This window comes from Paucibacter sediminis, assembly GCF_030254645.1.
GTDB classification, from domain to species: Bacteria; Pseudomonadota; Gammaproteobacteria; order Burkholderiales; family Burkholderiaceae_C; genus Paucibacter_B; species Paucibacter_B sediminis.
On record NZ_CP116346.1, the window covers coordinates 2285099 to 2307953 of the forward strand.

Sequence of the window (22855 nt, forward strand, 5' to 3'; positions counted from 1 at the left end):
TCAGGGCTGGGTGAAGCGGTCGCCGGGCGCGACCGGGTCCTTGACCGAGACGATCAGCGCATAGGACACGCGCTGGTAGACCTGGAACACGAACAGCAGGCCATGGCGCTCGTCGGGCAGGCGGATTTCCTGCGGCTTGTCGCCGGTCTTGTCGCGTGCGATGCGGCCGGCCTGCCAAAGCGCCAGCACATGGCCGCGTTCCATGCCGTCCTGCTTGCCGCGGTTGATGGCGACGATCTGGTTCTGGCCGGCGGTGAGCGCTTCTCCATAGATGGAGATGACCTGGCCAGACACCGGTTGGGCCGGCGAGTGCGGCACATAACGCTCGAAATTGCGCGGCGGCACCAGCGAGAGGCGGTCGCCCTCGCCCATTTCCTGGCGCGCGGTGCGGATGCTCAGGGTCGCCGGCACGATCTCGACCTTGCCGTTGGCGTCCGGACCCTCACGGCCGGGGCGCAGCATGTCCGCCGTGCCCAGATAGGGGGCCTCGTAGCCGAGGATTTCCTTGCTGACCGGATCGCGCAGCGGCGTGGTTTTGCGGAACACGCGGTATTCGCCGCCCTGGATCAGCTCGCCGCGGGCATAGGCGAGGTCGCCGCGCGTCAGCAGCACGCGGCCTTCGGGCGTGGCGACGATGCGCGGCGCCAGCGCCAGCTCATCGGTATCGAACACCACCGCATCGGTCAGGAAGGGCTCGATCAGATGCTGGGGGATCGCGGTGATGGGGTTGTCTTCCAGGCGGCTGCTACGCACCCGTGGCGACAGCTTGGTGGTGCCGGCCGCCTGCGCCGATGCGCTGTTCATCGAGCGCGCCAGCTCCAGCCGGGCGCGGCCGTTGCTCTTCACCAGCAGCAAGACCTGACCCGGGTAGATCAGGTGTGGGTTGGAGACCTGGTCGCGGTTCATTCCCCAGAGCTCGGGCCAGCGCCAGGGGCTGCTGAGGAAGAGCTTGGAGATGTCCCACAGCGTGTCGCCGGGCTTGACGGTGTGCGAGTCCGGCGCGCCGGGCGCCAGCTCGGAAATCGGCACACCGGCATCGGCCACGCGTTGCGCGGTCTCGCGTTGCTCGGGGGTGATGGGATAGTTGGTCGCGTGGCCAGGGCCGCTGGCGATGCAGATGCTCAGGCCAAGGAGGCCGGCAGTGAGTCTTGCGTGGGAGCTCAAGGGCTGCCTTTCTATCGTCATTGCAGGGCGTTTTTTGCTGGTGCAGGCGGCGCACGCGCGGATCGGCGAAAATGCCGCCTCAGCTCGCGGCGATTCTGCCCCCATTCCGGGGTGGTCGCAATGAAAGCGGTGGGCGCCCCGGCGCTCTTGCAAGCACTTACAAACAGACGTTGTGCGGCGTCCACAAGGCGCGCATGGAAGCCCCGATGGCCAAACTGAACATCCTCCGTTATCCCGACCCCCGCCTGCATACCGTGGCCAAGCCCGTGGCCGAGGTGGACGAGCGCATCCGCCAGCTCGTCGACGACATGCTGGAAACCATGTATGCGGCCGAGGGCGTGGGCCTGGCTGCCACCCAGGTGGACGTGCATGAGCGCGTGGTCGTGATCGACACCTCGGAGGACCGCAACAAGCCGCGCGTGCTGATCAACCCCGAGCTGATTGCCACCAGTGCCGAGTTCACCGAGGGCGAGGAGGGCTGCCTGTCGGTGCCCGCCATCTATGACAAGGTGCCGCGCCACAGCCGCGTCACGGTGCGTGCCTTGGGCCGCGACGGCCAGCCGCACGAGTTCGACGCAGAGGGCCTGCTGGCGGTGTGCGTGCAGCATGAGATGGACCACCTGATGGGCAAAGTGTTCGTCGAGTACCTGAGCCCGCTCAAGCGCGAGCGCATCAAGACCAAGATGATCAAGAAGACCCGCGAAGAGCAGGGCCGCGGCCGCTGATGGGTATGCGCGTCGTCTTCGCCGGTACCCCGGAGTTCGCCGCCAGCGCGCTGGCTTCGCTGCTGGCGGCAGGTTTTGAGCTGCCGCTGGTGCTGACCCAGCCGGACCGCCCGGCCGGCCGCGGCATGAAGCTGCAGGCCTCGCCGGTCAAGCAGCTGGCGCTGCAGCACGGCATCAAGGTGGCGCAGCCGATCAGCCTGAGGCTGGACGGCAAATACCCCGATGAGGCCGCGGCCGCACGCCAGGCCTTGCTGGACGCGCGCCCGGATGTGATGGTGGTGGCGGCCTATGGGCTGATCCTGCCGCAATGGGTGCTGGACCTGCCGCGCCTGGGCTGCCTGAACATCCATGGCTCGCTGCTGCCGCGCTGGCGGGGCGCCGCGCCCATCCACCGCGCCATCGAGGCCGGCGATGCCGAAACCGGCATCACCATCATGCAGATGGATGCGGGCCTGGATACCGGCGCCATGCTCATGACCGAGCGCCTGCCCATAGTCGCCACCGACACCACCGCCAGCCTGCACGACAAGCTGGCGGCGCTGGGCGCGCGCCTCATTGTCGAGGCCTTGGAGCTGGCGGCCTGCGGGGGCTTCCATCCGCAGCCCCAGCCGGAGGCAGGGGTGACGTACGCCCACAAGATCGAGAAGAGCGAAAGCCAGATCGACTGGCGCCAGCCCGCCGCCCGGATCGAGCGCCGCCTGCGCGCCTTCGACCCCTTCCCGGGCGGGCTGGCCCAGCTGGGCGACGAGGCGCTGAAGGTCTGGCGCGCCGAGGTCTGCGAGGGCCGCGGCGAGCCCGGCGAGGTGCTGGCCGCCGACGCCACCGGCCTGCTGGTGGCCTGTGGCGAGCAGGCGCTGCGCCTCACCGAGTTGCAGCGCGCCGGCGGCAAGCGCCTGCCGGCAGCGGCCTTTCTGCAGGCGCGTCCGGTCGCAGTTGGCGAACGCTTGAAATCCGCCGCCTGAGCATCATCTAAACGGCTCCAGCCACTCCAACGGAGAGACCCCGATGTTCAACATCATGAAGACCGCCATCCTGATGGCCGCCATCACCGCCCTGTTCATGGCGATCGGTGCGCTGCTGGGCGGGCGTAGCGGCATGATGCTGGCCCTGGTGGTGGCGCTGGGCATGAACTTCTTCAGCTACTGGTTCTCCGACCAGATGGTGCTGAAGATGTACAACGCGCAAGAGGTGGACGAGACCTCGGCGCCGCAGTTCTACGCGATGGTGCGCGAGCTGGCCGCCAAGGCCGAACTGCCGATGCCGCGCGTCTATGTGATCAACGAAGAGGCCCCGAACGCCTTTGCCACCGGGCGCAATCCCGAGCATGCGGCCGTGGCCGCCACCACCGGCATCATGCGCGTGCTCTCCGAGCGCGAGTTGCGCGGCGTGATGGCGCATGAGCTGGCGCATGTGAAGCACCGCGACATCCTGATCTCCACCGTCAGCGCCACCATGGCCGGCGCGATCTCGATGCTGGCCAATTTCGCGATGTTCTTCAGCGGGCGCGATTCCGAGGGGCGGCAGACCAACCCCATCGTCGCCATGCTGGTGATGATTCTGGCGCCCATCGCCGCCAGCCTGATCCAGATGGCGATCAGCCGCGCGCGCGAGTTCGAGGCCGACCGTGGCGGCGCCGAGATCTCGGGCGACCCGCGGGCGCTGGCCTCGGCGCTCGACAAGATCCACCGCTATGCCCAGGGCATTCCGCTGGGCCCGGCCGAGGCGCACCCGGAAACGGCCCAGATGATGATCATGAACCCGCTCTCGACCGACGGCATCAAGGGCTTGTTCAGCACTCATCCGGCCACCGAGGAGCGCGTGGCGCGTCTGCTGGCGATGGCGCCCCGCTGAATCCACATTTAAGACCGGCGCCGCAATGGCCGATAGCTCCGGGATGAAGCGACTTCTTCTCCTGCTGCTGCCCCTGCTCGCCAGCCTGGCGGCCTGCGACCAACTAGGCATCGAAGATCCGGCCAAGCTGGCCGCCGCCAAGGAGGCCGAGGGCAAGGCCGTGGGCAGCGCCTGCCGCCACGCCCTGCGCGCCATCGAGGACTGCTACACCCTCAACCCCAAGGCCCAGAAGGCGGCGGTGTTCGCCGGCTGGAAGGAGATGGACGAGTACATGCGCGAGAACAAGCTCGAGGGCGTGGCGCCGGTGGTGCCGCGTCCTGGTAGCGCCAAGGCTGGTGAAGGCGAGGCCGAAAAGGTTGAGAAGGCCGAGAAGGCGGATGACAAGGCCAGTTCCGTCAAGGACGGCAAGGGCGCCAAGGCCAAGCATTGATGGGGGCGGGTTTCCTGCATCTGGCACCCGCCGGCCAGCACTTGGTCGAATCGTGATGGCTGCTCAGGTGGCATGGATTGCATGATGCGCAGCACCAGATTCATACGGAGCCACTCATGAACACCACCCGTCGTTTTGCCGCCCTGACCCTGATCACCGCCGCCGGCCTGGCCGCCATGGGCTCGGCCCAGGCCTGGAGCTGGAGCATCGGCTCCGAGCGCGTGAACGGCTCGGGCGAAATGAGCACCGAGACGCGCGACGTCGGCAGCTTCGACGCCATCTCGGTCACCGGCGGCTTCAAGGTGCAGGTGCGCCAGAGCAGCAGCCACAAGGTCGAGATCAAGACCGACAAGAACCTTCTGCCCTATCTTGAAACCAAGGTGGTGGACGGCAGCAAGGGCCGCACGCTCGAGATCGGACCCAAGCGTGGCTATTCGCTGAATGCCAGCAACACGCCCATGATCAGCATCGACATGGCGCAGCTGCGCGCCGTCGCCATCGCCGGTTCCGGCGACGTGCGCGTGGAGGCGATGAAGACCGGCGAGCTGGACGCCTCGATCGCCGGCTCCGGCGACATCCGCTTCGAGGAGCTCAATGCCGAACGCCTGGCACTGAAGATTGCCGGCAGCGGCGATATCGTGGCCAGCGGCCGCGCCGCCAACCTGAATGTCTCGGTCTCGGGCAGCGGCGACGTGAAGGCGCGCGCCCTGGTGGCGGAGGACGCCAAGGTGCGCATCGCCGGCAGCGGCGACGTGATCGTGCAGGCCAACAAGAAGCTGGACATCTCGATCGCCGGTTCGGGCGGTGTCAGCTATCTGGGCAACCCCGAGATCAGCATGCACACGGCCGGCAGCGGCACGGTGCGCAAGCTCAACAACTGAGCGCAGGCCGCACGCCGCAAGCCCTGGCGGCGGCGCCAGCCCGAAGCCCATACGACAATCGCCGTATGGGCTTTTCTCCTTGGGCGCAATGGCGTCATCCCGAATTCCGGCGCGGCGCGCGCGAGATGCTGGGTATCACCCTGGGCATCTCGGCCTGGGGGCTGGTGACCGGTGTGGCGATGGTGAAGAGCGGGCTGTCGCTGTGGCTGGCCCTGCTGATGAGCCTGATCGTGTTCGCCGGCAGTTCGCAGCTGGCGGCCCTGCCGCTGATCGCCGGCGGCGCACCGCTGTGGGTGCTGTGGGCCACGGCCTTCTGCGTCAACCTGCGCTTCGTGATCTTCAGCGCCCAATGGCGCCTCTACTTCGGGCATTTGCCGCGTTGGCAACGCCTGACCCTGAGCTATTTCGCGGCCGACCTCAATTACGTCGCCTTCATGCGGCGCTTTCCTGACCCTCGGGCCGAGCCCGAGGCGCAGCAGCCCTATTACTGGGGAGGCGTGGCGCTGAACTGGTGTGCCTGGCAGCTGCCCTCGATCGCCGGCATCCTGCTCGCCGACCGCGTACCCACCGAATGGGGCCTGGGCTTTGCCGGCGTGCTGGCGCTGCTGGGCCTGACCTACTCGCTGCTGTCCTCGGGCAAGTCCTGGATCTCGGCGGGCGTGGCGGGCTGCGCGGCGGTGGCCGCCTACGCGCTGCCGCTGCGGCTCAACATCGTCGTGGCGATCGCCGCGGCCGTGGCCATCGGCCTGCTGCTCGACCATTGGAAGCCCGACGCCGCCAAGCCGGAGCTGCGCGCATGAGCAATTGGGAGGTGACGCTGGGCATCCTCGGTCTGGCCCTGATCACGCTGCTGACGCGGGGCTTCTTCCTGCTGCCCAGGCGCGAGCTGCCCATGCCCGACTGGGCCAAGCAGGGCTTGCGCTACGCGCCGCTGGCGGCGCTGGCGGCCGTCATCGTGCCCGAGATCGTGCTGACCAAGGGCCAGCTGGTGTCGACCTGGCAGGATCCGCGCCTGTTCGCCGTGGCCGTGGGGACGGCCTATTTCTTCTGGAAGCGGGGCATTCTCGGCACCATCGTCAGCGGCACGGCGGTGATGCTGGCCTTGCGCCTGGGCCTGGGTTGGTAAGCTAGCGGTTTGCGGCGCCGCTGGCGCGCCGCCCTGATTACCAACCAAGCAAGCCCATCATGAACGTCCTGCGTTTCTCCGATCTGGTTGCTGCCGGCCAAGTGGCCGGGCAGCGCGTCTTCATCCGTGCCGACCTGAATGTGCCGCAGGACGATGCCGGCAATATCACCGAAGACACGCGCATCCGCGCCTCCATCCCCTGCATCGAGCAGGCCCTCAAGGCCGGCGCCGCGGTGATGGTGACCTCGCACCTGGGCCGCCCCACCGAGGGCGAGTTCAAGCCCGAGGATTCGCTCGCCCCGATCGCCAAGCGCATGGGCGAGCTGATGGGGCGCGAGGTGCCGGTGCTGGCCAACTGGGTGGACGGCGTGAGCGTGGCGCCCGGCCAGCTGGTGCTGCTGGAGAACTGCCGCGTCAACAAGGGCGAGAAGAAGAACAGCGAAGAGCTGGCCAGGAAGCTGGCCGCGCTGTGCGACATCTATGTGAACGATGCCTTCGGCACCGCGCACCGCGCCGAGGGCACGACCTATGGCATCGCCCAGTTTGCCAAGATCGCCTGCGCCGGCCCGCTGCTGGCGGCCGAGATCGATGCCATCGGCAAGGCGCTGGCCGCGCCCAAGCGGCCCCTGGTGGCGATCGTGGCCGGCTCCAAGGTCTCGACCAAGCTGACCATCCTGAAGGCCCTGTCGGAGAAGGTCGACGGCCTGATCGTGGGTGGCGGCATTGCCAATACCTTTTTGCTCGCCGCCGGCCTGCCGATCGGCAAGTCGCTGGCCGAACCCGACCTGGTGGGCGAGGCCAAGGCGGTGATCGAGGGCATGAAGGCGCGTGGCGCGGCCGTGCCCATCCCGGTGGACGTGGTGGTGGCCAAGCGCTTTGCCGCCGATGCCGAGGCCACCGTGAAGCCGGTGGCCGAGGTGGCCGACGATGACCTGATCCTGGACATCGGCCCGCAGACGGCCGCGCATTTGGCCGAGCAGCTCAATGCGGCCGGCACCATCGTCTGGAACGGCCCGGTGGGCGTGTTCGAGTTCGACGCCTTTGCCCATGGCACCGAGACCATCGCGCGCGCCATTGCGGCGTCCAGCGCCTTCTCGATCGCCGGCGGTGGTGACACCCTGGCGGCGATTGCCAAGTACGGCATCGAAAAGGAGGTGGGCTACATCTCCACCGGCGGCGGCGCCTTCCTGGAGGTGCTGGAAGGCAAGACCCTGCCGGCCTTTGAAATCCTGGCGAAACGCGCCGGATCCTAAGGGTTATCCCCGGGTGGGTGTTGCTCTGCAGCCCCACCCCATCAGCACTTGCGTTAGATCAAGTGCGTACTTGCCGTCACCCCGTTAGGCTAGACCTGTCGATAGGAGTGCGCGTGGCCCGAGCCGCGCGGTGCTCCATCCGGCGCTTGTCCAAAGCACTGAAAGGTTGAAGATGAGATCCAAGAGCCTCTCACCGCGCTGGGCCCTGTGTGCCCTGGTCGCAGCCGCCTTCGCCGTCCCGCATGGGGCGCAGGCCGCCGATGCCGATGCCGCCAAGGCGCTGGCCAAGAAGAACGACTGCTTCAAGTGCCACGCGGTCGACAAGGACAAGAAGGGCCCGTCCTTCCAGAAGATTGCCGCCAAGTACAAGGGCAAGGCCGAGGGCGAGGAAAAGGCCATCAAGAACATGACCACCGGCCCCAAGGTCAAGCTCGACGACGGCACCGAGGAAGAGCACAAGATCATCAATACGAAGGACGCCGACGCGATCAAGAACCTCGCGCAGTGGATTCTGTCCAACTAGCGGCATAGCATCCGCTGGGCCCGCTCAGGCGGGCCCCTCCAGGCCTGCCAAGGGCCTCGGCACAACTCCAAAGAAGAAGAACTATGCGCGGCACTCCTTTTGGGCGATGGGCCCGTCGACTGGGTCTCGGTTTGGGTCTGGCCTTGTTGGGCCTGGGTGCGGTGGCCGACAACGAGGGCTGCCTGAGCTGTCATGCCACGGGCACGCACAAGCTTGAAGTGCCGGACGCGCAGGGCAAGCCGCGCACTTTGGCGGCCATGTCGGCGAAGGCCTATGGCAAGAGCGTGCACGCCAAGCTGGAATGCGTGGCCTGCCACACCGCCATCAAGGACCAACCCGCGCCGGGCAATGGCCACCAGAAGGATGGCGCGGCCCTGCCCAAGTCGGCCAGCTGCGCCGATTGCCACCAGCAGCTCTGGGACCAGGCCAAGCAGGACGGCAGCGCCGCCGCCAAGCCGCGCCTTGGCCTGGTGGCCGAGAACGTTGCCGCCTACAAGCAGTCCTTCCATGCCCGCGTGAGCAAGAAGGACGCGAACAAGGTCAACGCCAGCTGCGACAACTGCCACGACACCCACAGCTTCGCCATTCCCACCAAGGGCAGCACCGAGCACGCGCGTTGGCGCAGCAACAGCGCCGCCATGTGCGGCGAGAAGTGCCATAGCGACGAACTCGACGAGTACGCGGAGTCGGTGCACGGCAAGGCGGCGCTCGAGAAGCATGACAGCAAGGCCGCGGTGTGCTCCGACTGCCATACCTCGCACGCCATCGGCAACACCTCGGCCAGCGCGGTGAAGCTGGCCATCACCGCCAGTTGCGGCAGCTGCCACGCCGAGAACTACCAGTCCTACAAGGCCACCTACCACGGCCAGATCAGCACCCTGGGCTATGCCTACACCGCCAAGTGCTTTGACTGCCACGGCAGCCACGGCATCCTGGAGGCCAAGGACCCCGATTCCAAGGTCCATCCGGACAACCGCATGGACACCTGCCGGACCTGCCACAACGGCAAGAAGGAGCTGGCCGAGGCGCCCAAGGGCTTCGCCAGCTTCCAGCCGCACGGCCATCCGCACGACTTCGAGCGCTATCCGCAGATGTGGATCGGCTACCAGATCATGGTGCAGCTGCTGGTCGGCACCTTCGGCTTCTTCTGGCTGCACACCTTGCTGTGGTTCTACCGCGAGTACAAGGACAGGCAGCAGGCCAAGCTGCGCCCTCATGTCAAGCTGGATGCGCTGCCGCCCGAGTTGCAGGGCAAGCATTTCAAGCGCTTCGGTGCGATCTGGCGCCTGGCCCACATCAGCTTTGCGCTCAGCCTGATGATCCTCACGCTCACCGGCATGCCGCTGTTCTATCCGGATGCCGCCTGGGCGCCCTGGGTGATGCAGGCGCTGGGCGGGCCCAAGGTCGCGGGCCTGATCCACCGCGTCAATGCGGTGATCTTTGCCGGCGTGTTCTTCTGGCACCTGTTCTATATCGCGCTGCGCATCTGGAAGAAGCGCAAGACCTTCCGCATCTTCGGCCCGGATTCGCTGGTGCCCAATCTGCAGGACGGCAAGGACATGCTCGCCATGTTTAAGTGGTTCTTCGGCAAGGGCCCGCGCCCGGTGTTCGAGCACTGGACCTACTGGGAGAAGTTCGACTACTGGGCGCCGTTCTGGGGCGTCACCATCATCGGCGTGAGCGGCTTGATGATGTGGCTGCCCAATATCACCGGCGCCTGGCTGCCCGGCTGGGTCTTCAATGTGGCGGCCATCTTCCATGGCGAGGAAGCCTTCCTGGCGGTGGTGTTCCTGTTCACCGTGCACTTCTTCAACAACCACTTCAGGCCCGACAAGTTCCCGCTCGAGGTGGTGATGTTCACCGGCACGATGAGCCTGGAACATTACCGGCGCGAGCATGCGGTGGAGTACGAGCGCCTGCTGAAGTCCGGCGAACTCCAGAAGTACGTGGTCGACGCACCGGCGGCGCCCATGACGCTGGCCTCCAAGGTGTTGGGTTTCACCCTCATTGCGGTGGGTCTGACCTTGCTGGCCGGGGTGGCGATCGGCTTCTTTTCCGGCACTTGATGCGGACTTGATCGAGAACAACTGACCCGCACAAACATGTCGATACAAGCGTGATGTGAATTTCGAATCGCCGTCGGGCCGAACCGATGGCAACAGTTCCTGGAACAAGGAGAAAGCTATGAAGCAGCAGCTGACTCGATGGGGCATGGCCGTGATGACGGCGATCGCCCTTGCAGCGTGCGGCGGCGGCGGGTCCGATCCGGCTCCTGCACCGACACCCACGCCCACCCCCACGCCGGCTCCGACGGTCAAGGAACTGCTCAGCAAAGCGGCCGCGGTGGCCAGCAATGACACCGCCACCAACACCTCGGCGCCCTTCCTGACGGTGCAGGACGCCGGCGTGGCCGCCGTCACCATCGCCAGCCCGCCCAAGGTGAACTTCGCCATCTACTCGGATGGCCAGCTCAAGACCGGCCTGGCCATCACCAACGTCAGCTTTGCGATCGCCAAGCTGGTGCCGGGCAGCAATGGCGAGCCCGACCAATGGGTGAACTACATCTACCGCAAGGAAACCGCGGCGGCGAATGTGGGCCCCAACAACAAGCCGGTGCTGGCCACGGCCATGCAGGCTACCACCGACGGCAAGCAGACCGATGCGGCGCTGCTCGCCGCGCAGCTGGTGGCCAGCCCGGACGGCTACTACACCTACACCTTCAAGACCGACATCAAGGACCCCGCCCAGACCAATGGCGTGGCCTTCGATGCCACCAAGACGCACCGCGTCGCGATCCAGCTGAGCTATCAGAATGCGGCCGGCGAGACGGTGCGGGTGAATCCCTACTTCGACTTCACCATCGATGCGAACGGCAAGTCGGTGCCCGTGACCGACCCGAGCAAGACGCGCAAGATGACCGATGTGGCCAGCTGCAACGGCTGCCACGAGAAGCTCGCCCTGCACGGCGGCGGTCGCGTCGACACGCAGTACTGCGTGATGTGCCACAACCCCGGTACGGTGGATGCCAACAGCGGCAACAACCTCAACCTGGCGACCATGGCGCACAAGATCCACGCCGGCAAGCTGCTCAAGGCCAAGCTGGACGCCGGCAAGGGCGGCGAGGACTACACCATCTGGGGTTATCAGAACACCAAGGTGGGCTTCGCCGAGGTCGGCTTCCCGCAGGATCTGCGCAATTGCACGGTCTGCCACTCGGGTGCCAACGCGTCCACCCCGCAGGGTGACAACTGGAAGGACAAGCCCAGCAAGGAAGCCTGCCTGACCTGCCACGCCAATGGCACGGGCTCGGACTGGGAGACCAGCCACAAGGTCTACGCCGGCACGCTGGTGAAGGCCGGTGCGGCCGCCAAGGATCTGAGCAACGCGCAATGCGTCGAGTGCCACAAGGCCGGCACCAATATCGGCTCGGACCGCGTGCACTGGAACCAGAACGAGGAGAACGGTGCCAAGTACAAGATGAACATCGAGAGCACCAGCTACGACGCTGCCACGCGCAAGGTGACCGTCAAGTACTTCCTCTCCGATCCCACCAACAACAACGCCGCCTACAACCTGGTGACCTCGGAGTGCACCGGCACGGGCGCGAGCCTGGCCTGCGCCAACACCACCAAGTTCGGCAATCTGCGCTTCTATCTGGGTTACCAGAACCAGATCGGCCAGCCCGCGGGCGTGACCGAGTTCAGCGCCAACAACACCGGTGGCAGCGCCGCCAACGTCTATGCCTACAAGGGCACGAACGATGGCAGCAACCACTACACGGTGGACATCGTGGTGCCGCCCGACACGGCCACCTCGGTCGCCTTCGGTACCGCCCGCGTGGTGAGCATCGGCCAGATCAAGGAGCCCAAGCTGCAGGTCAAGTGGGCCACCGACCCGCGCCCTGAAGTGACGCCCAAGGTGCTCGTCAACACCGTGGTGAAGAACACCTTCAAGGAGCTCGCGCTGAGCGGCACGCTGCAACCGCGCCGCGTCATCGTGGCGAGCGAGAAGTGCAATGTCTGCCACGGCGCCCTGGGCACGACCTCGGGTTCCAACACCCTGGCCGAGGCCTTCCACGGCGGTGCACGTGACACGGTGGAAGCCTGCGTGGTCTGCCACGATGCCAACAAGGTGTCGTCGACGGTGATGACCAATGGTCTGGTGCTGAACGAGTCCTACCAGTTCAAGCGCATGATCCACGGCATCCACGGCAACTCGAAGCGGACCTATCCGTTCACGCACGGCAATACCGTGGTGGGCGTGTTCAACAAGGACGGCAGTTCGGCCACCGGCGGTGCACCGCTGGCCGCGAATGTGGAGAACTATGCCGCCGAGGTCGCCTGGCCGGGTGTGGGCGTGAATTGCAACGTCTGCCACGTCAACAACTCGTACAAGCAGGATCTGAGTCCGCTGGCGTCGGTGGTGAAGAAGGACACGGGGGTGACTGACCCCGGCCTTTGGAGGGTGATCACACCCAAGGCGGCAAGCTGCACCGCCTGCCACGATTCGAGCAAGGCCATCGCCCACGTCACCTCCTTCGGTGGTGCCGCCTTCGGCGACAAGACTCAGGCGCAGTTCCTGGCCGGTGCGCGTGAGACCTGCGATGACTGCCACGCCAGTGGCGGCTTCAAGGGCGTGGACATCGTCCACGGTCAGAAGTAGTGATGTGTCCGGGCGGCCGGCGGCTTGCGCCGTCGGCCGGGCTCGGCTCGCCAGACCCGCAGGGAGTTCGAATGCGTATCACAGCTTGGATGGCAGCCCTTGCGGTGAGCTTGCTGGCTTGCACGGGTTGGGCCCGTGCCGAGGCCGAGCCGACCGGTGCCGCCTTCTGCGTCACCTGTCATGACAGCGACGACCTGCCCGACATGAGCCGCTCGGCCCATGCCGCCAGCAAGGATGCGCGCGTGCCCGATTGCATCAGCTGCCACGGGCCCAGCGAGGCCCATGCGCACAAGCCCAAGGATGCCAAGACTCAGCCCAAGCCTGACCGCATGTTCAGCAAGGCGCTGGCCATGCCTGCCCATGAAAGCAGCGCGGTGTGCCAGACCTGCCATGAGAAGGACGCCAAGCGCGCGCTCTGGAACGGCAGCCAGCACCACAGCGCCGATGTGGCCTGCAACAGCTGCCACAAGATCCACACCAACAACGACCGCGCGCTCGCCAAGGCCAGCCAGACCGAGCTTTGCTATGCCTGCCACAAGGAGCAGCGCGCGCAGCTCAACAAGCCCTCGCACCATCCGGTGCCGGAGGGCAAGATGAGCTGCTCGGATTGCCACAACGTGCATGGCTCGATGGGCCCCAAGCTGGCCAAGCGCGACAGCACCAATGCCACTTGCTACAGCTGCCACGCCGAGAAGCGCGGCCCCTTCGTGCACCAGCATGAGCCGGTCAGCGAGGATTGCGCGAGCTGCCACAACCCGCATGGCAGCACCGTGCAGGCGATGCTGAAGTCGCGCCCGCCGATGCTGTGCCAGCAATGCCACACGCCCCATGTGGCCGGCGGCGTGGGCGCGGTGGGCGGGCAGCCCGGCGTCTTCACGCCGCTGCAGCCCGGCCAGCCGGCGCTCATCGGCGGCACCAGCAGCGGCAAGAACGTGGTGAACCTCTGGCAGGGGCGCAGTTGCATGAACTGCCATACCCAGGTGCATGGTTCCAACAACCCCTCGGTCAGCAATCCAACGCCGCACCTGATGCTGCGCTGAGACTCGGAGAGCATCCATCATGACTCACGCAAGGCAGACCGCACTGACCCTGGCGCTGCTCACCGCGCTGGGCGCGGTGCATGCCGAAGGCAGCGAGGTTGAGTCCACCATCCATTTCGGGTTGGGCATGCTGGGCAGCGGGCGCGCGGACAACACGCGCTTCGGCCAGTACAGCGGCGTGCGCCTGGGCGATCGCCCGGTGGGCCTGCTGAGCCTGGACTACCAGCGCCGCGACGACGAGGCCGGCACCTCGATGTGGTTGCGCGGCAGCGATCTGCTGGGCGAGACGCGCGAACTGGCGCTGGGCTGGAACAAGCAGGGCGACTGGAAGCTGCGCGCCCGCTACGGCGAGACCGTGCGCCACGACCCCAACAGCGTCAACACGCTGCTCACGGGCGCCGGCTCGACCAGCCCGCAAGTGGTGGCCGGCGCCGCCGGCGGCGGCAGCGAGCTGCACCTGAAGCAGCAGCGCAGCGGCTTCGGCATCGGCCTGTGGAAGGCGCTCGGCCCGGCCCTGTCGCTGGAGCTGGATCTGAAGACCGAGGACAAGGTCGGCACCCGCCTGTTCGGCGTGGGCATGAACTGCCCCAGCCTGCTGCTGCCGACCTGCCGCGGTGCCACCGGCATCAGCACCGGCTCGGCGCTGGTGATGCTGCCCGAGCCCATCCATGCGAATCACAGCCAGGTCGAGGCCCGGCTCAGCTATGCGGGCGAGCAGCTGCGCGTCAGCGCGGGCTACTACGGTTCCTTCTTCAACAACCGCTACGACGCCCTGACGCCGCAAATCCCCGGCAGCCTCAACAACCCGGTCGGCAGCCTGCTGCCGCTCAGCCCGGGCCTGCTGACGGCGTTGAGCCAGCCGATCGCGCTGGCGCCCGACAACCAGGCGCACCAGCTGGACATCACCGGCGTCTACACGCTCACGCCGATCGCGCTGCTGAACTTCAAGCTGGGCATGGGCCAGGCGATGCAGCACCAGAACTTCGCGGCCTCGGGCCTCAGCGGCGCGCCGGCCGGCGTGGCCGACCTGGGTGGGCGGCTCGACAGCACGCAGGCGCAACTGGGCTTCAGCCTGCGGCCCACACCCAAGCTGGCACTGCAGGCGGAATGGCGCTACGAGGATCGCGACGACAAGACGCCGATCCAGCTCTACAACGTGGAGGACAAGTCCTTCTATACCAACCGCAGCCTGCCCAGCACCAAGTCGCGCGGCAAGCTGCAGCTGAGCTACCGCTTCAGCAACAATCTGCGCGGCACCCTGGTGGGGCAGTTCGAGGCCATCGACCGCGGCGTCTTCACCGCCAGCAGTGCGATCTCGGGCGTGAGCGCGCTGCGCCAGCGCACCGACGAAACGGTCTACAAGGCCGAGCTGCGCCACAGCGTGTCCGAGTTCTTCAGCGGCAGCCTGGGCTTCGAGCGCAGCCAGCGCGACGGCAGCAACTGGCTGAAGGACAACAGCGGTCTGGGTGTCAGCGAGGTCAGCGACCCCACCAACCCCGCCAACGGCTTCGCCACGGCGATCTTCATGCCGACGTTGGCGGATCGCCAGCGCGACAAGCTCAAGCTGCGCGCCGAGCTGCAGCCCAGCGAGGCCCTGACCCTGCAGTTCAGCGCAGAGGGCGGGCGCGACCGCTACACCTCGCCCAGCAGCTATGGCCTGCAGCGCACCGAGATGGACATGGTGGCGCTGGACGCCGACTACGCGCTGTCCGACAACTGGCACCTCAACGCCAATCTGTCGCAGGGCATCCAGACCCTGCACCAGGCGCGGCCGGCCGGCTACCTGCTCTCGTTCCGCAACAAGAACATCGGCGTGGGCGCCGGCTTCAGCGGCAAGCTGTCGGCCAAGTTCAGCGTGGGCGGCAACCTCGGCTATGTTGACGATGTCAATGTCTACACCCAGGCGCTCGACGCCATGGCCGGCGCCGACAGCGCGGCCCTGCTGGCGGCCACCGGTGGCCTGCCCGATGTGGTCTATCGCCAGACCTCGCTGCGCCTGTTCGGCCGCTACGAGATCGACGCCAAGTCCGCGTTGCGGCTGGACCTGGTGCACGAGCGTTCGCGCCTGAGCGACTGGAGCTGGGGCTACCAGGGCCTGCCCTTCGCCTACTCGGACGGCAGCACCGTGTGGCAGCAGCCCAATCAGCGGGCCACGTTGATCGCCATCACCTACAGCTACAAGTGGCGCTGAGCGGGCCCGTGCCAGGGCGCCGCCCCTTGCCGTCTTGCGATATGTCAAGAGCGGGGTAGGCGTGGCCTTTACGATAGGGTCCATGCATGCGCCCGTTCCCGAGTCGAACCCACCCCCCGTGCTGAACGCGCGCGGCCTGGCATGCCGCCGTGGCCGCCGCACCCTGTTCCGTGGCCTGGACATGCAGCTGCGGCCCGGCAGCATCACCTGGTTGCGCGGCACCAACGGCAGCGGCAAGACCAGTCTGATGCGCATCCTGGCCGGCCTGTCGGCGGCCACCGAGGGTGTGCTGCAATGGTGCGACGGCGCGGGCGGGCAGCTCATCTATATCGGCCACAGCAATGCGCTCAAGGATGACCTGACCCTGGCCGAGGCGCTCGCCTTCCTGGCCCGCCTGCAGGGCCTGGACGATGCCGATGCGCGCGCGCACCGGGCCCTGGGCCTGCTGGGCCTGGCCTCGCGCCGCGAGCAGCCGGTGCGCACGCTCTCGCAGGGCCAGCGCCGCCGCGGCGCGCTGGCACGCCTGGCGCTGGACGACGAGCTGCCGCGCCCCTGGATACTGGACGAACCCTATGACGCCCTGGACCGCGACAGCATGGCCACCCTCTCGCGCCTGATCGAGGCGCATGCCGCGCGCGGTGGCATGGTGCTGCTGACCAGCCACCAGAGCGTGGACCTGGCCGGGGCCGCCGAGTTCGATCTCGAACCCTGGCGCTGCGCATGAGAGGGCTGCTGTGGGCCGTCACCAAACGCGATCTGCTGCTGGCGCGGCGCCGGCGCGTCGAGGCCTTGCTGCCGCTGGGCTTCTTCGTGGTGGCGGCGGGGCTGTTCCCGATCGCCATCGGGCCGGAGCCCAACACCTTGAAACTGATAGGGCCAGGTGTTGCCTGGGTCTGCGCGCTGCTGGCGGCGATGCTGTCGGTGACGCAGATGTTCGCCAGCGACCACCACGACGGCTCGCTGGAGCAGATGCTGCTGGCCGCCGAGCGCCTGGAGTGGTTGGTGCTGGGCAAGGTGCTGGCGCATTGGCTCAGCTCGGGCGTGCCCCTGGTGCTGGCCTCGCCGCTGATCGGCGTGCTGTTCGACATGCAGGCGCAGGCGATCGCCACGCTCGCCCTGAGCCTCTTGCTGGGCACACCGGTGCTGAGCCTGCTGGGCGCGGTGGGCGCGGCGCTCACCCTGGGCCTGCGCAGCGGCGCCTCGCTGGTGTTTCTGCTGGTGCTGCCGCTGACCGTGCCGACACTGATCTTCGGCACCGGCGCGGTGGGGGCGGTGGACGCCGGCCTCTCGCCGCAAGCGCATCTCTCGCTGCAGGGCGCGCTGCTGCTGCTGACCCTGCTGGGCGCACCGCTGGCCGCGGCCGCGGCGCTGCGCATCTCGCTCGATTGACACCGGTGTCATCATTCACGCCATGATCTTGCGCTTCAACACCTTTGCCGCCCCCTCGCGCTTCTACGGCCTGGCCGGCGGCCTGCTGCCCTGGTTCTGGGCCTCGGCCCTGCTGTTCGGCCTGGCCGGCCTGTATGTCGGCTTTGCGATGGCGCCCACCGATTTCCAGCAGGGCGAGGCCTATCGCATCATCTTCATCCACGTGCCCGCGGCCTGGATGTCCATGCTGATCTACATGGTGATGGCCTTCTGGGCCGCCTGGGGCTGGATGCTCAATGCCCGCATGGCCTCCATGTATGCACGTGCGCTGGCGCCCACCGGTGCGCTGTTCACCTTCATCGCGCTGTGGACCGGCGCGCTGTGGGGCAAGCCCACCTGGGGCACCTGGTGGGTGTGGGATGCGCGCCTGACCTCGGAGTTCATCCTGCTGCTGATGTACCTGGGCTATATCGCCCTCACCGAGGCGATCGACGATCCGCGCCGCGCCGCCAATGCGGGTGCGCTGCTGGCCCTGGTCGGCGCGGTCAACATCCCCATCATCTATTTCTCGGTGCGCTGGTGGAATACCTTGCACCAGGGCTCCACCATCAGCATGACGGCCGCGCCCAAGATGGTGAGCACCATGCTGACCGCCATGCTGCTGATGACGCTGAGCTTCTGGGCCTACAGCTTCGCGGTGGTGTTCACGCGGGCGCGCGCCATCGTGCTGGAGCAGGAGGGCGAGACCGAATGGGTGCGCGCCCTGACACATTCGCGGGAGCAGGCATGAACTGGCAGTCGCTCGACAATTTCCTGCACATGGGGGGCTATGGCCTCTATGTGTGGGGTTCCTACGGCCTCACGCTGGCGGTGATGCTGGTCGAGGCCCTGGCCGTGCGGCGCCGCCAGCGCCAGGCCTTTGCTGCCGCGCGGCAGCTCGCTGCTGAAGATCCGGAGACCTACCGATGAAGCCCCGTCACAAACGCGCCGCCCTGGTCCTGGGCGTGCTGTCCATCGTCGGCCTCGCCGCCGCCCTGGTGCTGAACGCCTTCAACAGCAATCTGGTGTTCTTCTACACGCCCACCCAGATCGAGGCCAAGGAAGCCCCGGTGGGGCGCACCTTCCGTGTCGGCGGCCTGGTGCAGCCGGGCAGCGTGGTGCGCGAGGGCGTGACGGTGCGCTTCGTCGTCACCGACACGGTGAAGAGCGTGCCGGTCAGCTACGAGGGCGTGCTGCCCGATCTGTTCAAGGAGGGCAAGGGCGTGGTGGCCCAGGGCCAGCTGGGTGCCGATGGCCATTTCGCCGCGCGCGAGGTGCTGGCCAAGCATGACGAGAACTACATGCCGCCGGAAGCCGCCGACGCCCTGCAGCGCGCCGACAAGATGCGCGCCAAGATGCAGGGCACGCTCAGCCCCGCGCCCACGCCTGCCAATGGAGCCCAGAAATGATCCCCGAACTCGGACAAGTTTTGTTGCTGCTGGCGCTGGCCGTGGCCCTGATCCAGGGCGTGCTGCCGCTGGCCGGCGCCCAGCGCGGCCGCGCCGATTGGATGGCGCTGGCGCGCCCCAGCGCCTATCTGCAATGCCTGCTGGTGCTGGCCGCCTTCGCCTGCCTGACCTCGGCCTTTGTGCGCCACGACTTCTCGGTGCTCTACGTCGCCTCCAACTCCAACTCGCTGCTGCCGCTGCCCTACCGCATCGCCGCGGTGTGGGGCGGCCATGAGGGCTCGCTGCTGCTGTGGGTGCTGATGCTGAACGTCTGGACGGTGGCGGTGGCGCGTTTCAGCCGCAGCCTGCCGAACGTGTTCGTGGCGCGCATCCTGGCGGTGCTGGGCCTGGTGGCCGCGGGCTTTCTGCTCTTCATGCTGGTGACCTCGAACCCCTTCGATCGCCTGCTGCCCGCCGCTGCCGACGGGCGCGACCTGAATCCGCTGCTGCAGGACCCCGGCATGGTGGCTCATCCGCCCATGCTTTACATGGGTTATGTCGGTTTCTCGGTGGCCTATGCCTTTGCCATCGCGGCGCTGATCGGCGGCAACCTCGACGCCACCTGGGCGCGCTGGACGCGGCCCTGGACCACCGCGGCCTGGATCTTCCTGACCTTCGGCATCGGCCTGGGCAGCTGGTGGGCCTACAACGAGCTGGGCTGGGGCGGCTGGTGGTTCTGGGACCCGGTCGAGAACGCCTCCTTCATGCCCTGGCTGGTGGGCACGGCGCTGATCCATTCGCTCGCCGTCACCGAGAAGCGCGGCAGCTTCAAGGTCTGGACCGTGCTGCTGGCCATCATGGCCTTCTCGCTCTCGCTGCTGGGGACCTTCCTGGTGCGCTCGGGCGTGCTGTCCTCGGTGCATGCCTTTGCCACCGACCCGCGCCGCGGCCTCTTCATCCTGATCTTCCTGGTGCTGGTGATCGGCGCCTCGCTGCTGCTGTTCTCCTGGCGCGCGCCCAGCGTGGGCCTGGGTCAGCGCTTCGGCCTGCTCTCCAAGGAAACCTCGCTGCTGGTCAACAACATGCTGCTGGCGGTGGCCTGCGGCGCGGTGCTGCTGGGCACGCTCTATCCGCTCTTCCTCGATGCCATGGGCATGGGCAAGATCTCGGTGGGGCCGCCTTACTTCGACACCGTGTTCACCCTCATCATGGCGCCCCTGCTGATGCTGATGGGCATCGGGCCGCTGATGCGCTGGAAGGAAGACGAGCTGTCCGGGCTGGCGCGGCGGCTGCGCTGGGCCCTGGTGCTCGCGATCGGCGCGGCGCTGCTGACGAGCTGGGCGGCCGGCCGCATCGCGCCCGCCACCACCGGCGCGCTGGCGCTGGCCTACTGGATCATCGCCTCGATGGGGGTGGATCTGCTGGAACGCCTGCGCCCACGCGGTGGCATGAGCGGCGGCGTGGTCGGGCGCATGCGCCTGCTGCCACGCGCCATGGTGGGCATGTGGATCGCGCACCTGGGCGTGGCGCTGTTCGCCTTCGGCGTGGCCATGGTCAAGACCTACGAGACCGAGCGCGACGTGAAGATGACGGCCGACGCCAGCACCGAGGTGGCGGGCTACCGCTTCCGCATGGTGTCGGTGAGCGACGTGCAGGGCCCCAACTATGTGGCGGCGCAGGCGCTCATCGAGGTCAGCCGCGATGGCCAGCTGCTCGCCACCCTGCGCCCCGAGAAGCGCATCTACAAGGTGCAGAGCAACCCCATGACCGAGGCGGCGGTGGACAGCAATCTGCTGCGTGACCTCTACATCTCGATGGGCGAGCGCCTCGACAACGGCGACTGGATCGTGCGCGTGCAGCACAAGCCCTTCATCAACTGGATCTGGCTGGGCTGCCTGGTGATGATGGGCGGCGGCCTGCTGGCCACCAGCGACCGGCGCTACCGCAGCCGTCAGACGCGCAGTGCGGAATTGCCCGCGGGCATGGCGGGGGAGGGCACGCGATGAACCGCTTCCTGCTGCCGCTGGGCGCCTTCCTGCTGCTGGCCTTGTTCCTGGCCCTGGGCCTGCGCCTCAATCCGCGCGAGGTGCCGTCGCCCTTGATCGACAAGCCGGCGCCGGCCTTCCAGGCCAGCACACTGGCGCGGCCCGAGGCGACCATCAAGCGCGAGGACCTGCTGGGCAAGGTCTGGGTGCTGAATGTCTGGGCCTCCTGGTGCGCGGCCTGCCGCGACGAGCATGCGCTGCTGGTGGACTTCTCGCGCCGCGGCGTGGCGCCCATCTACGGCCTCAACTACAAGGACAAGCGCGAGGACGGCCTCGGCTGGCTGGGCCGCTTCGGCAACCCCTATACCGACACGCTGTTCGACCCCGAGGGCCGCATCGGCATCGACTACGGCGTCTACGGCGTGCCCGAGACCTTTGTGATCGATAAGGCCGGGCTGATCCGCTACAAGCACATCGGGCCGGTCACGCCCGAGGTGCTGCGCGACAAGATCGAACCGTTGCTGAGGAAACTCGATGCCAATGCTTGAGCGCGGAATCCTGCATGCCCTGCTGGCCTTGCTGCTGGGCCTGAGCCTGGCCGCCGCCCGGGCCACCGAGGCCCCGGTGGTGGCCGCCAACCCCGAGATCGAGGCGCGCATGATGGTGCTGGCTGCCGAGCTGCGCTGCCTGGTGTGCCAGAACCAGACCATCGCCGATTCGCATGCCGGCCTGGCCGAGGACCTGCGCCAGCAGATCCGCGAGATGCTGGCCAAGGGCATGAGCGAGCGCCAGATCCTCGACTACATGACCGAGCGCTACGGCGATTTCGTGCTCTACCGCCCGCCGTTCAAGGCCAGCACCTTGCTGCTGTGGGTGGGCCCGGGCCTGCTGCTGCTGCTCGCCCTGGGCACGCTGTGGCGGGTGCTGCGGCGCCGCCAGGCCATGGCCCCCGAGGCCTTCGATCCCGACACCCCTGACGAAGACGCCGCCCGATGACCTCTCATGACGAACTCAAGACCCGGCTGACCCAGCTGGATGCGTTGATTGCCGGCGGCGTGCTCAATGGCAAGGAGGCGCGCCAGGCGCGCAGCCAGCTGGAGGCGCAGCTACGCACCGCCCAGCAGGTGCCGGCCGCCGCGGGTGGGCCGACGCGACCCTCGCCGCGCCTGCTGGCGGGCCTGGGCCTGTTCGCCCTCACCCTCACCGTCGCGGGCTATGCCTGGCTGGGCAATCCGGCCGGCTGGTCGCAGACGCCGGGGGCCCGGTCGGTGCAGGCGGAAGCGCCCGCCGATGGCGCCGCCCACGCGATGGAGGCCAAGCAGTTCGAGGCCATGGCGGAACGCCTGGCCGAGCGTCTCAAGAGCCGGCCCGACGATGCCGAGGGCTGGACCATGCTGAGCCGCTCCTATGCGGTGCTGGGTCAGTTCGACAAGGCGGTGACGGCCTATCAGCGCGTCGTCAAGCTGCGCCCCGACGATGCCCAGGTGCATGCCGACTACGCCGACGCACTGGCGATGGCGAATGGCCGCAAGCTCGATGGCGAACCCGAGCGCCTGCTCAAGCGTGCGCTGGAGCTGGATCCCGACAATGCCAAGGCCCTCTCGCTGGCCGGCACCCTGGCCTTTGACCGCGGCGACGCGGCCACCGCGGCGCGCCATTGGGAGCGCGCGCTCCAGCGCATCGAGCCCGGCAGCGAGCTGGCGCAGCAGCTGCAGGGCGCGCTGGCCGATGCGCGCCAGCGCGCCGGCCTGCCGGCCAAGCTCGCCGAGGCCCCCGCCCAGGCGCGCGCCGAGGCAGCGGTGCCCGCGCAACCGGCCGCGGTGGGCGCCGCCCTGCGCGTGCGCGTGAGCCTGGCGCCCGAGCTCGCTGCCAAGGCCGCACCCGACGACACCTTGTTCGTGTTCGCGCGCGCCTCGCAAGGGCCCAAGGCGCCGCTGGCGATCCAGCGCCGCCAGGTCAAGGACCTGCCGCTCGAGCTCACGCTGGACGACTCGATGGCGATGAATCCGGCGCTCAAGCTTTCCAGCGTCGAGCAGGTGGTGGTGGGTGCGCGCATCAGCAAGAGCGGCAATGCGATGCCGCAGCCGGGCGACATGCAGGCGTTGTCGCCGGCGCTGAAGGTGGGCGGCGCGGCGGTGGAATTGCAGATCAAGCAAGTGTTGCCCTAGTCCGAACCCTGGCTTGCCATCTTTGCATGCCAGGCAAAGGAGTCGGCATCGCCATGCAGCA

23 protein-coding genes are annotated in these 22855 nt (G+C 67.6%); 22 read left to right on the forward strand and 1 reads right to left on the reverse strand.

The window, feature by feature from the left end:
• Complete coding sequence (locus PFX98_RS10525) at positions 1-1185, reverse strand: LysM peptidoglycan-binding domain-containing protein (protein WP_285235149.1); 1185 nt, start codon at positions 1183-1185, stop codon at positions 1-3.
• Between the two features lie 185 nt (positions 1186-1370).
• Here PFX98_RS10525 and def point away from each other — a divergent pair, with 185 nt between their 5' ends.
• From def to PFX98_RS10635, 22 genes are all read left to right on the forward strand, one after another.
• Positions 1371-1889, forward strand: a complete 519-nt coding sequence (gene def, locus PFX98_RS10530) for a peptide deformylase (protein ID WP_285235150.1) — start codon at positions 1371-1373, stop codon at positions 1887-1889.
• Between the two features lie 5 nt (positions 1890-1894).
• Positions 1895-2851, forward strand: a complete 957-nt coding sequence (gene fmt, locus PFX98_RS10535; protein ID WP_285235151.1) for a methionyl-tRNA formyltransferase — start codon at positions 1895-1897, stop codon at positions 2849-2851.
• Between the two features lie 43 nt (positions 2852-2894).
• A complete protein-coding gene (htpX, locus tag PFX98_RS10540) occupies positions 2895-3740 on the forward strand; it encodes a zinc metalloprotease HtpX (RefSeq protein ID WP_285235152.1) in 846 nt (281 codons plus the stop codon).
• 43 nt (positions 3741-3783) lie between these two features.
• The gene (locus tag PFX98_RS10545) at positions 3784-4170 is read left to right on the forward strand and encodes a hypothetical protein (RefSeq protein WP_285235153.1); all 387 of its coding nucleotides are present in this window, start codon (positions 3784-3786) and stop codon (positions 4168-4170) included.
• Between the two features lie 116 nt (positions 4171-4286).
• Positions 4287-5051: a head GIN domain-containing protein gene (locus PFX98_RS10550; protein WP_285235154.1), complete on the forward strand. Its 765-nt coding sequence runs from the start codon at positions 4287-4289 to the stop codon at positions 5049-5051.
• A gap of 65 nt (positions 5052-5116) precedes the next feature.
• The gene (locus tag PFX98_RS10555) at positions 5117-5851 is read left to right on the forward strand and encodes an AzlC family ABC transporter permease (protein WP_285235155.1); all 735 of its coding nucleotides are present in this window, start codon (positions 5117-5119) and stop codon (positions 5849-5851) included.
• Positions 5848-6177 carry an AzlD domain-containing protein gene (locus tag PFX98_RS10560; RefSeq protein ID WP_285235156.1) on the forward strand — a complete coding sequence of 110 codons (330 nt, stop codon included), beginning with the start codon at positions 5848-5850 and terminating at the stop codon, positions 6175-6177. The genes PFX98_RS10555 and PFX98_RS10560 overlap by 4 nt, the downstream gene beginning before the upstream one ends.
• A gap of 59 nt (positions 6178-6236) precedes the next feature.
• Positions 6237-7430: a phosphoglycerate kinase gene (locus PFX98_RS10565; RefSeq protein ID WP_285235157.1), complete on the forward strand. Its 1194-nt coding sequence runs from the start codon at positions 6237-6239 to the stop codon at positions 7428-7430.
• A 172-nt stretch (positions 7431-7602) separates the two neighbouring features.
• Positions 7603-7953 (forward strand): c-type cytochrome, encoded by a 351-nt coding sequence (locus PFX98_RS10570; RefSeq protein ID WP_285235159.1) that lies wholly within the window; start codon positions 7603-7605, stop codon positions 7951-7953.
• 131 nt (positions 7954-8084) lie between these two features.
• On the forward strand, positions 8085-10019 hold the full coding sequence (locus tag PFX98_RS10575) for a cytochrome C (RefSeq protein ID WP_285235161.1): 1935 nt from the start codon (positions 8085-8087) through the stop codon (positions 10017-10019).
• A 118-nt stretch (positions 10020-10137) separates the two neighbouring features.
• Positions 10138-12615: an OmcA/MtrC family decaheme c-type cytochrome gene (locus PFX98_RS10580; RefSeq protein WP_285235163.1), complete on the forward strand. Its 2478-nt coding sequence runs from the start codon at positions 10138-10140 to the stop codon at positions 12613-12615.
• 71 nt (positions 12616-12686) lie between these two features.
• Positions 12687-13655, forward strand: coding sequence for a DmsE family decaheme c-type cytochrome (locus PFX98_RS10585; RefSeq protein WP_285235164.1), 969 nt, complete (start codon positions 12687-12689; stop codon positions 13653-13655).
• A gap of 19 nt (positions 13656-13674) precedes the next feature.
• Positions 13675-15846, forward strand: a complete 2172-nt coding sequence (locus PFX98_RS10590) for an MtrB/PioB family decaheme-associated outer membrane protein (RefSeq protein ID WP_285235166.1) — start codon at positions 13675-13677, stop codon at positions 15844-15846.
• A gap of 82 nt (positions 15847-15928) precedes the next feature.
• Entirely contained in the window at positions 15929-16570 is a 642-nt protein-coding gene (gene ccmA, locus PFX98_RS10595) for a heme ABC exporter ATP-binding protein CcmA (protein WP_285235168.1), read from the forward strand.
• Complete coding sequence (gene ccmB, locus PFX98_RS10600) at positions 16567-17235, forward strand: heme exporter protein CcmB (protein WP_285235169.1); 669 nt, start codon at positions 16567-16569, stop codon at positions 17233-17235. The genes ccmA and ccmB overlap by 4 nt, the downstream gene beginning before the upstream one ends.
• 22 nt (positions 17236-17257) lie before the next feature.
• Entirely contained in the window at positions 17258-18004 is a 747-nt protein-coding gene (gene ccmC / locus PFX98_RS10605; protein WP_285235170.1) for a heme ABC transporter permease CcmC, read from the forward strand.
• Positions 18001-18183, forward strand: coding sequence for a heme exporter protein CcmD (gene ccmD, locus PFX98_RS10610; protein WP_285235171.1), 183 nt, complete (start codon positions 18001-18003; stop codon positions 18181-18183). The genes ccmC and ccmD overlap by 4 nt, the downstream gene beginning before the upstream one ends.
• Positions 18180-18662: a cytochrome c maturation protein CcmE gene (gene ccmE, locus PFX98_RS10615; RefSeq protein WP_285235172.1), complete on the forward strand. Its 483-nt coding sequence runs from the start codon at positions 18180-18182 to the stop codon at positions 18660-18662. Before ccmD ends, ccmE begins: the two co-directional genes overlap by 4 nt.
• Positions 18659-20647: a heme lyase CcmF/NrfE family subunit gene (locus PFX98_RS10620; protein WP_285235173.1), complete on the forward strand. Its 1989-nt coding sequence runs from the start codon at positions 18659-18661 to the stop codon at positions 20645-20647. Before ccmE ends, PFX98_RS10620 begins: the two co-directional genes overlap by 4 nt.
• The gene (locus PFX98_RS10625; protein ID WP_285235174.1) at positions 20644-21174 is read left to right on the forward strand and encodes a DsbE family thiol:disulfide interchange protein; all 531 of its coding nucleotides are present in this window, start codon (positions 20644-20646) and stop codon (positions 21172-21174) included. Before PFX98_RS10620 ends, PFX98_RS10625 begins: the two co-directional genes overlap by 4 nt.
• Positions 21161-21622: a cytochrome c-type biogenesis protein gene (locus PFX98_RS10630; RefSeq protein ID WP_342399179.1), complete on the forward strand. Its 462-nt coding sequence runs from the start codon at positions 21161-21163 to the stop codon at positions 21620-21622. Before PFX98_RS10625 ends, PFX98_RS10630 begins: the two co-directional genes overlap by 14 nt.
• Positions 21619-22794: a tetratricopeptide repeat protein gene (locus PFX98_RS10635; protein ID WP_285235175.1), complete on the forward strand. Its 1176-nt coding sequence runs from the start codon at positions 21619-21621 to the stop codon at positions 22792-22794. Before PFX98_RS10630 ends, PFX98_RS10635 begins: the two co-directional genes overlap by 4 nt.
• Positions 22795-22855 lie beyond the last annotated feature (61 nt).